At 58.6% G+C, this 13584-nt stretch carries 11 protein-coding genes; 4 read left to right on the top strand and 7 right to left on the bottom strand.

Features of this window, described 5'->3' with window-relative positions:
- Positions 1–74: 74 nt before the first annotated feature.
- The 6 genes from folC to AB5Y94_RS19290 form a co-directional block, all read right to left on the bottom strand.
- Positions 75–1334: a bifunctional tetrahydrofolate synthase/dihydrofolate synthase gene (folC, locus tag AB5Y94_RS19315; RefSeq protein ID WP_368206343.1), complete on the bottom strand. Its 1260-nt coding sequence runs from the start codon at positions 1332–1334 to the stop codon at positions 75–77.
- Positions 1335–1336: 2 nt separating this feature from the next.
- A complete protein-coding gene (accD, locus tag AB5Y94_RS19310; RefSeq protein WP_005302503.1) occupies positions 1337–2200 on the bottom strand; it encodes an acetyl-CoA carboxylase, carboxyltransferase subunit beta in 864 nt (287 codons plus the stop codon).
- 119 nt (positions 2201–2319) lie between these two features.
- Positions 2320–3129, bottom strand: a complete 810-nt coding sequence (truA, locus tag AB5Y94_RS19305; RefSeq protein ID WP_010633596.1) for a tRNA pseudouridine(38-40) synthase TruA — start codon at positions 3127–3129, stop codon at positions 2320–2322.
- A gap of 164 nt (positions 3130–3293) precedes the next feature.
- Positions 3294–5489: a FimV/HubP family polar landmark protein gene (locus AB5Y94_RS19300; RefSeq protein ID WP_368206341.1), complete on the bottom strand. Its 2196-nt coding sequence runs from the start codon at positions 5487–5489 to the stop codon at positions 3294–3296.
- 273 nt (positions 5490–5762) lie between these two features.
- Positions 5763–6779 (bottom strand): aspartate-semialdehyde dehydrogenase, encoded by a 1017-nt coding sequence (locus AB5Y94_RS19295; protein WP_095592483.1) that lies wholly within the window; start codon positions 6777–6779, stop codon positions 5763–5765.
- 140 nt (positions 6780–6919) lie between these two features.
- Positions 6920–8050 (bottom strand): 4-phosphoerythronate dehydrogenase, encoded by a 1131-nt coding sequence (locus AB5Y94_RS19290; protein ID WP_095592482.1) that lies wholly within the window; start codon positions 8048–8050, stop codon positions 6920–6922.
- 339 nt (positions 8051–8389) lie between these two features.
- On the opposite strand from AB5Y94_RS19290, the gene AB5Y94_RS19285 reads away from it, so the two are divergent.
- Positions 8390–9112 (top strand): phosphatase PAP2 family protein, encoded by a 723-nt coding sequence (locus AB5Y94_RS19285; protein WP_042049471.1) that lies wholly within the window; start codon positions 8390–8392, stop codon positions 9110–9112.
- A 70-nt stretch (positions 9113–9182) separates the two neighbouring features.
- Here the strand turns inward: AB5Y94_RS19285 and AB5Y94_RS19280 are convergent, their stop codons facing one another.
- Positions 9183–10013, bottom strand: a complete 831-nt coding sequence (locus AB5Y94_RS19280) for a MetQ/NlpA family ABC transporter substrate-binding protein (RefSeq protein ID WP_017764173.1) — start codon at positions 10011–10013, stop codon at positions 9183–9185.
- A 500-nt stretch (positions 10014–10513) separates the two neighbouring features.
- Between AB5Y94_RS19280 and AB5Y94_RS19275 the strand changes: the two genes are divergently transcribed.
- The 3 genes from AB5Y94_RS19275 to AB5Y94_RS19265 all read left to right on the top strand — a co-directional run bounded on the left by AB5Y94_RS19275 (position 10514) and on the right by AB5Y94_RS19265 (position 13506).
- Complete coding sequence (locus tag AB5Y94_RS19275; protein ID WP_213343611.1) at positions 10514–12124, top strand: DUF6119 family protein; 1611 nt, start codon at positions 10514–10516, stop codon at positions 12122–12124.
- A gap of 452 nt (positions 12125–12576) precedes the next feature.
- Positions 12577–12951, top strand: a complete 375-nt coding sequence (locus tag AB5Y94_RS19270; RefSeq protein ID WP_054544569.1) for a hypothetical protein — start codon at positions 12577–12579, stop codon at positions 12949–12951.
- A gap of 15 nt (positions 12952–12966) precedes the next feature.
- Positions 12967–13506, top strand: coding sequence for an isochorismatase family protein (locus AB5Y94_RS19265; RefSeq protein ID WP_368206340.1), 540 nt, complete (start codon positions 12967–12969; stop codon positions 13504–13506).
- Positions 13507–13584 lie beyond the last annotated feature (78 nt).

Below are 13584 nucleotides of genomic sequence, written 5' to 3'. Positions count from 1 at the left end.
GTTGAATCCTACCTTTACGTAACTCAATATGCGATCTGGCTCCCCGCCAAAGGGCCGGGGAGCCGGGGTGTGGCCTAGACGGCGCCACCCGCCAGAATGTCGGCGACAGTGTAAAACGAACCAAACACAATGACCATATCATCAGGACTCGATGCGGCCAACGCGGCAGCATAGGCCTGCCCCACGTCGTCAAAGGTGGTCGCCGGCCCCCGCTCGCTGCCAAGGGCCGCCGCCAGCTGGGCCGCGCTCGCCGCTCGCGGGCCGGTCAGGCTGGCCAGATGCCATTCGCCGATAAGGCCATCGAGCTCGGCAAGCGACCCCGCCATGTCCTTGTCCTTGAGCATGCCGACCACGGCGCGGCGCACGCCGGTGCAAGGCAACTTGCGCAGCTGGGCAGCCAGATAGGCCGCCGAATGGGGGTTGTGGGCCACATCGACGATGACCAGCGGCGCGCTTTGCAACTGTTGCATCCGGCCAGCCAGCCGGGCATTGGCCAGCCCTTGCCGAATAGCCTCTTCCGGCAGCGGCAGGCCGAGGGACTCCAGCGCCGCCAGCACGGTGACCGCGTTCATCAGCGGCAGAGCCGGTTTGGGCAGGTCGCGCCACTGATGAAGGCCGTGATAATCCCAGCCGGTTTCGTGCTCATCGCCACGAAAATCGATGCCGACCTGACGCAGGCAGGCACCGAGGCGGGCAGCCTCGCTGGCGATGGTGACGGGCGGGTTGGGCTCACCGCTGATGGCGGGTTTGCCGGCGCGATACACGCCCGCCTTCTCCACCGCCACCGCCTCGCGGGTATCACCCAGCCAGTCGCAGTGATCGAGCGCAATGGAGGTGATCATGGCGACATCGGACTCCACCACATTGGTGGCATCGAGCCGGCCGCCCAACCCCACTTCCAGCAGCAGCACATCCGGCGCAGCGCGGCGGAACAGCCACAAGCCCGCCAGGGTGGCGAACTCGAAGAAGGTAAGGGCTATCTCGCCGCGGGCCGCTTCCACCTCGGCAAAGGCGGTGCAGTGATCGCGGTCGGCCAGCTCGGCCCCGTTGATCCGCACCCGCTCGGTGAAGCGCAGCAGATGGGGGGAGGAGTAGACGCCGACCTTGTAACCGGCTTCCATCAGTATGCTGGCCGCCATGGCGCAGCTGGAGCCCTTGCCGTTGGTGCCCGCCACCGTGATCACCTTGAACGGCAGTTGGGTAAGACCCATGCGGCGGGCGACGGCGCCGACCCGATCCAGCCCCATGTCGATGTTGACCGGGTGGATCTGCTCCAAATAAGAAAGCCAGTCGACCAGCGACCGGCTTTGGGATTGTTGCATGTTGGAACTCATCTTCACTCTTCGATGACGTGAGTATTCAGCATTTTGGCGAGCAGGCTGGCCAGACGGTTGCGCATGTCGCGGCGGTCGATGATGAGATCGATGGCACCCTTCTCCAGCAGGAACTCGGAGCGCTGGAAGCCTTCCGGCAGCTTCTCGCGCACGGTCTGCTCGATGACGCGGGGACCGGCAAAGCCGATCAGCGCCTTGGGCTCGCCCACGTTGATGTCACCCAGCATGGCCAGACTGGCGGAGACGCCACCCATGGTGGGGTCGGTCAGCACGGAGATATAGGGCAGACCGGCCTTGGAGAGGCGGTCCAGCGCCGCACTGGTCTTGGCCATCTGCATCAGGGAGAACAGCGCCTCCTGCATGCGGGCACCACCCGAGGTGGAGAAACAGACCAGACCGCGACCTTCCTTGATGCTCTCCTCGACGGCGCGCACGAAGCGGGCGCCCACCACGGAGGACATGGAGCCACCGATGAAGGAGAACTCGAACGAACAGGCGACGACCGGCACCCCCTTGAGAGTCCCCTTCATCACCACCAGCGCATCTTTCTCGCCCGTATCCTTCTGGGCGGCTGACAAACGATCCTTGTAGCGCTTGGAATCCTTGAATTTCAGTACATCCTGCGGCTCCAGCTCGGCACCGACTTCGGTGCGGCCCTGCTCGTCGAGAAAGCTCTCGAGGCGGGCACGGGCGCTGATGCGCATATGATGATCACACTTGGGGCACACTTCGAGATTGCGCTCCAACTCTGCCCGGTAGAGCACCTGTTCACAAGCACTGCACTTGGTCCACACCCCTTCCGGAATGTTGTGGCGACGCGGGGCAGTGATCTTGCTCTTGGGAAGGATCTTCTCAAGCCAGCTCATGGAATTCCTTAATGCTTTTGTGCCTGACAAAACGCATCGAGCCTAGATTGTTCAATGACTTAATAGCTCGATGGCAATAAATGACGGATCATTAAACCACAAATTTTCGGGCCCAGTTACTAAAAACTGGTCGTACCCGGTGCCGAGTCCGGCAGCCACAACGGGCCGAGCGGCACCCGCGGCAAGCCCAGTTCCAGCGGGTAATCCACGTCCACCAGATAGAGTCCCCCCGCCTTGGCGGTGGGGCCTGCCAGGTTGCGATCCCGGGCCGCCAGCACCTCGGCCACCCACTCCACCGGTTTGAGCCCCTGCCCCACCAGCAGCAGGGAGCCGGTGATGTTGCGCACCATGTGGTGCAGGAAGGCATTGGCCCGGATATCCAGCACGATATAGGGGCCCTGGCGGCTGACGCACAGGTGGGTCACATTGCGCCACGGGGTCTTGGACTGACAGCCGACGGCCCGAAACGAGCTGAAGTCCTGCTCACCCAGGAGGCACTGGCCCGCCTGGTGCATCAGCGTCGCGTCGATCGCTTCGTGGTAGTGGCTGACGCCGCTGCCGAGGATGGCCGGCCGGTAGTTGTGGTTGTAGATGACGTAGCGGTAGCGACGGGCGGTGGCGCTGAAGCGGGCATGGAACCCCTCGTCCACCTGCTTGACCCAGCGCACGGCGATATCCGGCGGCAGGTTGGAGTTGAGCCCCAGGGTCCAGGCCCCTTCGGCACGGTTCGCATCGGTATCGAAGTGGATGACCTGGCCGGTGGCGTGGACGCCGGCATCGGTGCGTCCTGCACACTGGATGGAGACGGGGTGATTGGCGATCCGGCTGAGGGCCTTCTCCAGCTCCTCCTGTACGCTGATCACTTCGCGCTGACGCTGCCAACCGAAATACCGGCTGCCGTCGTATTCAATACCTAGGGCAATTCGCATGGATAAACTTGTCTTCTGATGAAAGGATGCGGTGAAAGAAACGGGGCGGATTATACCCATCTCGCCTCAAAAATCCCAAATCGCAGCGCCCAGGCCAGACCAGGCGCCAAAAAGAAGGGGCAGCCCGTCGGCTGCCCCTGCTGTCATCATGGTGCTGTGGCTACCTAGCCAAGGCGCTTGAGCAGCTTCTCGGCCTCGGCCCGCTGATGCTCGGTGCCCTGCTCCGCCGCCTCCTGCAGCAGCTCGCGGGCGCTGTCCTTGTCGTCGATCTCGAGGTAGGCGCGCGCCAGATCCAGCTTGGCCCCCACTCCGCCATCGTCGGCATCCACGTCAAATCCGGTGGACTCCGGCAGCACCTCGGGGAAGCCATCCAGCCCCACATCCAGCGAGAAGCCCTGATAGGGTTCCTGCTCCGTGGTGGTGGCATCGGCCTCGGCCAGCAGCTTGTCGATCTCGACATAACCGCTCTCCTGGGCCTGCTCGCGCGGCTTGACCTCGCCCTGATGGGGTTCCACTTCGGCGAAGGCATCCTCAAAATCGGAGAGGGCCATCTCGTTGGGATCCCAATCCGGTTCTGCCTCTTTCTTACCTTTGACCGGCTCGGGCTCCAGCCCCAGCTCAGCCAGCATCTCGTCGGCGCCGGCAGCGGCAGCCTGGTCGGCCCCCGGTTCGGCAAAGGCGGTCTCGAAATCGCTCAGATCGAAGGAGGCGAGCTCCTCATCGCTCACCACCGCCTCGGCGTCCGGCTGGCCGTCATCGGCGCCATCCAGCGTCAGGTCGGCCTCCAGATCCGCATCCAGCTCGGCGAACAGGGCAGCCTGCAGCTCCTCTTCGCTCATGACCTCGTTGTCGGCCTTGGGCTTGGGATTGAACTCGCTGGCGAGATCGAGATCCGGCTCGGTGTCGAGGGTGATGGGATCGTCATGGGCCAGATCCAGATCGGGCACCAGATCCGGATCCCGGATGGCGGCCTTGGCGGCCGGTGCCGGCTCGGCATCGAAGCTGGCCAGATCCATCTCGCCATCGTCGCTGAACACCAGATCGGCCGGCGCGGCGGGCTCTTCCACCGCCATGTAGCCATCGGGCGTGTTGAGATCCGGTGTCGGCCGCATCGGTTCGTCATCTGTGATGCCGACCGTCATCAGCTCGTCAAACTCGCTGCTCTCCTGATCCATCACCATGGCGGTGGATTCGGACAGGCTCTTCTCCTGCTCTTCCAGCTCGCGGCGAGCCCGGGCCCGCAGCCACAGGGTCACCAGCGCCAGCACCAGCAGCACAGGCAACAGGATGATCATGGCGAGGTTGAGCGGCGAGGAGAGCAGGTCCATCAGCCAGTTCTGCTTGGGCTCGGGGGCCGGCGCCGCCGGCGGAACCGGCTTGGCCTTGAGCTCGGCAATCTCTTTTTGCAGGGCGGTCTGATCCTGCAGCTGGGCCTTGAGGGTCTCCACCTCTTCGGTCAGCGACTGCAGTCGCAGCTTGAGCCTGTGGTTCATCTCGGTGACCTGACCGAGCTGGGCATTGGCATCTTCCAGCGCCAGCGCCATCTCGGTGGAGGGCTTGCCGACCGGCTTGTCGAGGTCGGCCGGCAGCGGGGCCGGTGCACTGGCGGTGGCGGCACTGGTTGCCGCGGCCTGGCTCGCGACCGGCTCGGGGGCCTTGGCGACCTCCTTGACCTCGGTGGCCGGCTGGGGCGCCTCCACCTTGGGTGCCGGAGCCGGAATGGGCGCCGCCTTGGCGGGCGCTACCTTGGCAACCTCGGGCTTGGTCGGCTCGGCTGCCTTGGTGGGGGTCGCCTTGGGCTGGGCCGGCTTGGTGGCCACCGGTTTGGCAGGTTGAACATGCTTGTTGGCCAGATATTTCGGGCTCAGCCCTTTCCAGCTGGCGTTGTCACTGCGGAATTTGGCGCGGGCCTCGGCATCCGTGATGACGCTGGCCTCGGCGGCGGTGGGCAGCAGGATGCGCGAGCCCACCAGAATGTGGTTGATGTTGCCGTCAGCGAAACTGCGGGGGTTTTTCTCGTAGATCGCCACCATGGTCTGGTAGACGCTGACACTGCTGGAGGGACGGTACTTGCTCGCCAGGCTCCAGAGGGTGTCGGTGGGACGAATGGGACCATAACTGCCGGCATTGCTCGCAACCTGCCGCACGATGGGCTGGGCCGTCGCTCGGCTGGGTTGGGGCGTGGCGCTGGGAGTGGCGACGGGTTGTGCCAGCGGCTGGGAATTGACGGCGGGCGGAGCCGGCTCGTCCGGGCCTTTGAGCTCAACAAAAAAGGGCTCCCGCGTCGAGTCTTCGGCCTGGGCCATGCCCAGCAGACCCAATGCGAGTAGCGTTGCCAATGTTATGCGGGAATGTCCCATATTCGTTCCTTCGTATGACGGCCCTATCACATTGAAAAATCTGGATAGTTACCCCAAAACAGTCGGTTCAATATAAATCAGGCTCAGGTTGCAAGCCAGCAGTCCGACACATTTAGCACCCAACTTGCCCCTGAGTGTAGGAAAAAACTTAATCAGTTGATATCGCGAAACATTCCAGAAGTCGCACTGTGCGCCCCCGGTCACATCTGCCTCGCGCTCGGCAGTGCCATCTCTGGCGGGCATCCCTCCCCGCCAGGCCCATGAGCTCGCCGATCAGAGGTAATCGCGCACCAGCAGTTCGGCAATCTGCACGCTGTTGGTCGCCGCGCCCTTACGAACGTTATCGGCCACGATCCACATATTTATACCGCAGGGGTGAGAAATATCCTGGCGAATCCGGCCCACCTGTACCTCGTCCTTGCCGGTTGCATCGCGCACCGGGGTCGGATAGTCATGCTCGTCGTCAAACAGGGTGACGCCCGGCGCACTGCGCAGCAGCTCTTTTACCTGTTCGGCGTCGAGCGGCTGATGCAGCTCGACGTGGACCGCCTCGGCATGGCCGTAGAAGACCGGCACCCGCACGCAGGTGGGGTTCACGGCGATGCTGGCATCCCCCAGGATCTTCTGGGTCTCCCACACCATCTTCATCTCTTCCCGGGTGTAGCCGTTGTCGGTGAAGCTGTCGATCTGCGGAATGAGGTTGAAGGCGATTTGCTGCGGGTAGAGGCTGGGCTCCACCGGACGACCGTTGAGCAGATGGGCGGTCTGGCCGGCCAGCTCGCTCACCCCCTCCTTGCCGGAGCCGGAGACGGACTGATAGGTCGCCACGTTGATGCGAGCGATACCCACCTCATCGTGCAAAGGCTTCAGTGCCACCAGCATCTGGATGGTGGAGCAGTTGGGGTTGGCGATGATGTTGCGGTTGCGAAAATCGGCCAGGGCGTCCGGGTTCACTTCCGGGATCACCAGCGGGATCTCTTCGTCGTAACGGAAGCAGGAGGTGTTGTCGATGACGATGCAGCCGTGCTCGGCGGCAATCGGCGCCCACTTGGCAGAGACCTCGGCCCCGGCGGAGAAGAGGGCGATCTGCACCTGGCTCCAGTCAAACTCCTCCACGTCCAGGATCTCGACGTTCTTGCCGGCAAAGCGCACCGTGTCGCCGGCGCTGCGGCTGGAGGCCAGCGGATAGAGGGTGGCGACCGGGAAGGCACGCTCTTCCAGGATCTCGATCATCGCCTCGCCCACGGCGCCGCTGGCGCCCAATACCGCTACGTTGAATTGCTGACTCACTGCTGTTCTCTCCTATGATGGTGCCGGTGACGCGCGCTGGCATCACCGCTGGCAGGCGGACCTGCCTGATAGCGGGTCTGGCGTCAGCCAGACCGGGTATGGGCGGGACAAGGCTCCCCCCCTTCAAGTATGTAGAGCGTTCAGCCGGGCTGGCAGACAAACCCGAGCCGGGCCAGGGCATCGCTCGCAAACGGCCCCTTCAGCTGCAGGGCCGAGAGCTCGCGCCGCTCCGGATAATCTTTGCGCTGCTCATCGAAGCTGCCCGCCACACCGAGCCGGTTGCGAAAACGGGCATCATCACGGCGCACGTCATAAACAAGGTGGACCAGTTGCTTGATCAATGCCTGATCCGCCGGCTGGCCCGGCGTCACCTCGCGCACCTCGGGGATGGGCAGCAGACTCTGCAGATCCTGGCGCGGCGTGCGCCCCAGCTGCCGGCAGAGCGCCTCATAGAGCATCCAGGTGCCACGGGCCTTGCCCTCCAGGCTGTAACCCGCGATGTGCGGCGTCGCCAGCTCGGTGTGGGGCACCAGGGCCTGCAGCGGCTCCGGCTCCCCTTCCCACACGTCCATCACCAGCCGCAGCGGCGTCTGGCTCTGCTGGCGCGCCAGCAAGGCCTGGTTGTCCCACACCTCGCCGCGGGAAGCGTTGATGAGGATCTGCCTGGCCGGGCGGGCGGCAATCTGCGCCGCATCCAGCAGATGGAAGGTGGCATCCGGCCCTTGACGGGTAATGGGAACGTGGAAGCTGACGATGTCGGCCTCAAGGGCCTGCTGGTAATCGACAAACTGCGCCGCCTCGTTGGCCTCGGCGGCGCGGGCACGGGGCGGATCGCAGCGCAGCACCCGCATGCCGAGGGCTTCGGCCTTGCCTGCCACGCACTCGCCGGTGTTGCCGGCGCCGATGACCGCGAGGCTCATCTCGTTCAAGTTGAGCTCATGGCGCTCGGCCAGCACCAGCAGGGCGGAGAGCACATAGTCGCCGACCGAATATTTGTTGCAGCCGGGGGCACTGAAGAAGGGAATGCCCCGCTCGGCCAGCAGCGCCTTGTCCACGTGATCGGTGCCTATGGTGGCGGTGCCGACGAAGCTCAGTCGCGGGCAGCTGGCCAAGAGGGCTGCGTCCACCCGGGTGACGGAGCGCACCAGCAGCACGTCGGCCTCTTGCAGATCCGCCGCCTGCATCTGCCTGCCGGGCAGCGGGACGACCTCGCCAAACTCGGCAAACAACTCACGGGCGTGGGGCATATTCTCATCAACAACGATCTTCATCGGGCTCTCTCACTTCGCTAGCGGCCACAAGCGCGCCATTCTAGCCCAAACAGACCGAAGTTTCAGATGCTTATTCACCCATACGCGGCCGTCGCCGCGACTTTCTGCCGGGGTGGGTGCGCTGTTGCCTCATCTGCGCCCGATGAAGCGCCCTGCCCGGGCAATATCTGCTGACCGCCCCCGCCATCAGCGGACCCTGGTCAACAATCAGACCATCATCACACTCATTTGTAACCCCGTGTTACAGGGAGCGGGGCGCGACTTGACCGACCGGGTTGGGCTGGCAGAATGACGCCTCTTTTTTTCTGCCCAGGAATGGGCACCTTGCCGAGCCCCGTTATGCCGACTCACGCCTCTTCCCTGCCGCGCCGCCAGGTGCTTTGTTTCAGTGCCGCCCTGATCCTGCCGCTGCTCCTGCTGGTCTGCCTGCCCTGGCAACCGTTCATGAGCCAGGCCCTGCACTCAAACTGGCTCTGGTGGCCCTACGCCCTTACCCGCATGGTGGATGTGCCCGGCATCGGCGTCAGCATCCTGGCCCTGCTGCTGCTGACCCGACACAAGCTGACGCTGAGCCTGCCGGCACTACTGGCCCTCGGCGCCGCCCTGTTTGCCGTGCTGGCCGGCGACTGGCTCATCAAGAGCCTGATCAAGCACCTGACCGAGGAGCCCCGCCCCTACCTGCTCTGGCTGGAGAGCCAGAACCTGATCCCCGCCATCCAGCAGTTCTACGCCGGCAAGGTGGAGGTGCGCAGCGAACAGGTCCATGCGGCCAGCCAGCTGCTGGCGCTGCCCGAGTGGCTCGCCAACCACTGGCAGGCGGAGGTGAACTACGCCTTCCCCTCCGGCCACAGCATCGCCGCCATGAGCCTGGCCCAGTTCTTCGGCCTGATCTGGCTGGCGCGCGCCCCCGCCGGCGCCTGGTTGCTGCCGCTGTGGGCCATCGGTGTCGGCCTGTCGCGCATGCTGATCGGCATGCACTGGCCGCTGGATGTGCTGGCGAGTGCCCTGCTCGGCAGCCTCACCTCGCTGTTCGCGGTGCGCTGGTGGCTGCGCCGTTACTAACATCCGCACGATACAAAAAACGGGCACCTGCGGGTGCCCGTTGTTGTTCTCTGCTCTCTGCCGTGGTGGCTCAGTTGCTGGCGCTCGCGCCCTGCCACCCCTGCGGGTACTTGTAGCCGACGAAGCGCTTGGCGGCATAGGCCTTGAAGGCGGCCGAGTTGTAGGCCTCTGCCACATCTTTGGCGAAGGGCTTGTCCGCATCGGCACTTTTTACCACCACCCAGTTGATGAAGTCGTAGCTGCGCTCAAGGAACAGGCCTGAGCTGAAGGGAATGCCGCTTGAGGCGGCAAAGTTGCCGTTGATGACTGAGAAGTCCACGTCTTCGCGCGAGCGGGGCAGCTGGGCCGCCTCCAGCAGCACCAGCTTGAGGTTGTGTGGGTTTTTCACCACGTCGAACTCGCTCGCCTTGAGCGGGTTGATCCCCTCCTTGAGGGTCAGCCAGCCCAGATCCTGCAGCATCAGCAGCGCCCGCGCCTGATTGGTGGGGTCGTTCGGTATGGCCACCGTGCTCCCCTCCTGCACCGCCTTCAGATCTCCCAGCTTGCCGGCATAGAGCCCCATGGGGCCGGTCGGTACCTGGGTAATGGGGGCGAGCGACAGCCCCCGATCCTTGGCAAAGCTCTCCAGATAGGGCTTGTGCTGGAAGCAGTTCACATCGAGCGAGCCGTCGGCCAGCGCGATATTGGGGGTCACGTAGTCGGTGAACTCCACCAGTTTGACCTGATAGCCCTTGGCTTCGAGCTGCGGCTTGATGGAGTCGGTCACCATGTCGGCAAAATCCCCCACAGTGGTGCCGATGACTATCTCCTGTTTGGCTGGATCGGCGGCCAGTGCAGCCAATGGCAGGGTTCCGGCCAGCAGGGCCAGGGCGGAAAGGGCAAAGAAGGAACGACGCTGCATAAAAACTCCCTGTAAAGATCTCAACGGCTGGCTCGATGGCAGAGTCGGGCTTGAATCACCACAACCATCTAGCCATCCAAACGGCTAATTAAGCACACCATAACAGAGCCGTTTCTCTTCGCCAAGCAACAAAACCGGGCAAGGTTTGCCGGATGCTTGCTAACCCCGGCTTTCAACCTTGCTGGGTACCCAAACAAGAAATCTTTGATAAACCACACAGTTATTGCTTGACCCCCTCCCCAAGCCGGCCTCAAGTGACTTATTGTGGTCATTCGGTACCATTTTGCGTCAGGGACAGGTGCGCGTAGTCAGGCTCAACACGCAGAATAAGGTACATACTGGAGGCGTCATTCAGGGGCGGTAGCGTATATTTTTTAAACTAAAGTCTAGTTTCTTTTACCCTCTAATATCTAATAGCAACGTCTATGTAATATTACAAAAAAAATAACTACTATATATTACCAATGAACAAGTTTTGATAACCTTCACGGAGTTTGACAATGAGTATCACGTACAACATTTATAGAATTAGTACATCAAATCTATCTAGATTAATTCAGGGTCTCAGTAAAACTGAACTAGTGAAACAAAAAACTAAAATAACAAATAATTTTACATCAACATTCTATTTTTCAGAAAACCCTATAGGACATGATGTATGGTGGGCAGATGCTTATAAAGAATATTTAATTGATAATAGCTCCAAGCCAAGGAATATTTTTTACTATGCTCTTCTAATATCAGAACCAAAGTCACTAAAAGCAAAACATGCTTATTTGGTTAGCTTAGGAAAGTCGCACTTCCATCTTAATAAGTTTATAGATAGAGACTTTGGGATCAATCTTGCGGTGAGAATAGCAGATGAAGAAACCATTTTATTAAAGAAGAGCACTTATTTTTCAAGTGTAAAAACCGGAGAGTTATCTTCTTATATAAGATTCATAAAAAACAATTATGACCCTGGAGAGTCAGTAGACCACCTTAAACTTAAAGCATCCAAAGTTGATATCTGGGGTGATAAGAATATTATATTTTCAGATTCGATTCAAATTAGTTCAGATATCATTCCGACAGATATAGAGGAACTACTAAATAGAATAGAGCAGCATATGTCACACAATGAGGTGATACATCTCCCAAAACTAGAGACTGTACGAGACTCACTTTTCAGAGATGAATTGGATGGCCATTTATTAACCGCAATAAGAAAAGATCAATTTGAATTTTCATTATCAGAATTTGAAGTAACTGGTTGTAATATTCGACTAGAGTCAATTAATTTTGATTATGACATATATATAAAGGATGGAAGAGGACCAGAAAATACCAGAGAAAAATTAGGTGACAGTCTAAATAAAAATGGCGTATCAGAATACATAAAGAAACTCGATGAAAATATTCCTCTATGTGATATAAAAATAAAGTCTACTTGCGACCTAATGGGGCGACGTACTAGAGCGCTAAGAGAAGTCATTGAGTTTTCGTTTCAATTACACGAAAGCCAGTACATATTGAAAAGAGGGATCTGGTATATATTCAATAATACCTTTATGCAACTTCTTAAAAAATCGCTTGAGAATATCTCATATTCATATAGAGATAACCTCTATGAAAGTGAGTATCAAAAATGGAAAAGTGATAAAGAATGTGAAATAAAAAGAAATAATTCAAACACTCTCAATAAAATTCTATATAGAGAGTTTTTCTTTAATGAGAAAATGTGTGAAAAATATAACTATGAACTTCTTGACAGAAAAACAGAAAATGTTGAATCAATGACTGTCACAGCCCGTGACTATAAAGTTGAAATTGCCGACCTATATGACAAAGATAAAAGAGAGGCTATATCAGTCAAAATATCAGATGACTCTAGCTCCCTTATTTACAATATAGTGCAATCATTAACATCTATAGAGCTTCATATAAATAACTCACTATCTAAAGATCGAAAAATAGAGACTGCATCGCTATGGTTTATTTTTACACAAAAAGTAAACAAAATCACGGAGTTCAACTCTATTCAATTTCTACTTTCTTTAGAGTCTTGGAAGAAAAGAATGAATGCGATTGGTGTAAAGCCAAACATTTACATATCACAACATATAAAATAGACTTATTGAATTATGGTTTTGCATTAGCATCTGTATTACTCAATATCGTACTAACGTCAATCAATTGACAAGCCACTCTTAATATAAACAGCAAGAAAGTTAAGAAGCCAGCCTATATTGTTAAATATATAGCCAGATTAAAAACCAATAATCACTCATAAAATAAATATATTTTTCAATATTTTGTCATTCTGATCGGCCAATAGAAAAGCGTTAGTAAGATTGCCTCTTCCTAGCTACTCATTTATTGTCATAGTGACATTTCCATCACTATATTTACAATTTGAATTACTTTATTTTTGACCTGCTCCGGCCCTGCCGGTAGGTTTATGCCTTATCGACACAGTGCCGTGACTCATATTTTATACGTCACCTTGTCAGTCGCGAACGACATGGAGAGTTCGCTAACCCACCAGCAGGGAGCACGACCCCCCCCTATTCAAGGAGTATTCATGACCCCCAAACAACATCTGCTCGCCAAGGCCATCTTTATCCTTGCCACTCTGTTCTCCCTGGCCATGATCGCCTTCGTCGCCTGGGCCGTCGTCACGGTCAGTCCGCTCCACCCGGCTGACATGGCGCCGTCGCAGAGTCTCAGCCTTGGCCTGGCAACCGCCATCGCCCTGTTTGTGCTCGCCTTCAACTATGTGGCCTACCGCGGGCTCACCGAACAGGTGACGGCCTTCAAGGTGGTCTTCTGGTGCTTCGTTGCCCTGCAGTTGTTCGCCTTTCCGATCGGTACCGTCATCGCGCTGACCCTCATCTATCTGTGGAACCAGTCGCGCGCCTCCCTCGCCCGCCCACTCGGTGCCACTGTTTCACTCTGATCCGGGAGAGTATCCATGCTGACCACCACGAACACCGGCCTGCTGGTCGTCGATATTCAAGGCAAACTGGCCCGTCTGGTCGAGGGGAGCGATGCCCTCATCGCCAACACCGCCAGGCTGGTGGCGGGGGCCAGACTGCTGGGCCTGCCGGTTGTCTGGCTGGAGCAGAACCCGGACAAGCTCGGGGCCACCGTGCCCGAGCTGCAGTTGATGCAGGCAGGCGATCTTGTGCTGGCCAAGCACAGCTTCGGTGCCCTGGGGGAACCGGTACTGGCCGACGCCCTCGCCCGCCAGGGCGTCAGCCACTGGCTGGTGTGCGGCATCGAGGCCCATATCTGCGTCTACCAGACGGTGTTGGGATTGCTGGACGCGGGCAGCCAGGTGTCGCTGGTGGTGGATGCGGTGTCGTCGCGCAGCACCGCCAACCGGGAGCTCGCCATCCACAAGCTGGCGGCACACGGGGCCGAACTCACCTCGGTGGAGATGTGCCTCTACGAGCTGCTGGGCGATTGCCGCCATCCGGCATTTCGATCCATTCTGGCGTTAATCAAATAGCCCTCCTGCCAGCCATCCGGCGTTTCGTATCATATTGCTGCCGCTGATCAAATAGCCTCCCCTGCAGGCAAGCCACCC

Origin of the sequence: Aeromonas sp. s5, from assembly GCF_040907865.1 — a bacterium.
Taxonomy (GTDB): domain Bacteria; phylum Pseudomonadota; class Gammaproteobacteria; order Enterobacterales; family Aeromonadaceae; genus Aeromonas; species Aeromonas dhakensis.
This window is presented reverse-complemented; position numbering and strand designations above follow the sequence as displayed.

Coding starts and splice junctions, on each gene's coding strand:
- folC (WP_368206343.1), bottom strand. CDS start 1,334: ATGAGTTCCAACATGCAACAATCCCAAAGCCGGTCGCTGGTCGACTGG.
- accD (WP_005302503.1), bottom strand. CDS start 2,200: ATGAGCTGGCTTGAGAAGATCCTTCCCAAGAGCAAGATCACTGCCCCG.
- truA (WP_010633596.1), bottom strand. CDS start 3,129: ATGCGAATTGCCCTAGGTATTGAATACGACGGCAGCCGGTATTTCGGT.
- AB5Y94_RS19300 (WP_368206341.1), bottom strand. CDS start 5,489: ATGGGACATTCCCGCATAACATTGGCAACGCTACTCGCATTGGGTCTG.
- AB5Y94_RS19290 (WP_095592482.1), bottom strand. CDS start 8,050: ATGAAGATCGTTGTTGATGAGAATATGCCCCACGCCCGTGAGTTGTTT.
- AB5Y94_RS19285 (WP_042049471.1), top strand. CDS start 8,390: ATGCCGACTCACGCCTCTTCCCTGCCGCGCCGCCAGGTGCTTTGTTTC.
- AB5Y94_RS19280 (WP_017764173.1), bottom strand. CDS start 10,013: ATGCAGCGTCGTTCCTTCTTTGCCCTTTCCGCCCTGGCCCTGCTGGCC.
- AB5Y94_RS19275 (WP_213343611.1), top strand. CDS start 10,514: ATGAGTATCACGTACAACATTTATAGAATTAGTACATCAAATCTATCT.
- AB5Y94_RS19270 (WP_054544569.1), top strand. CDS start 12,577: ATGACCCCCAAACAACATCTGCTCGCCAAGGCCATCTTTATCCTTGCC.
- AB5Y94_RS19265 (WP_368206340.1), top strand. CDS start 12,967: ATGCTGACCACCACGAACACCGGCCTGCTGGTCGTCGATATTCAAGGC.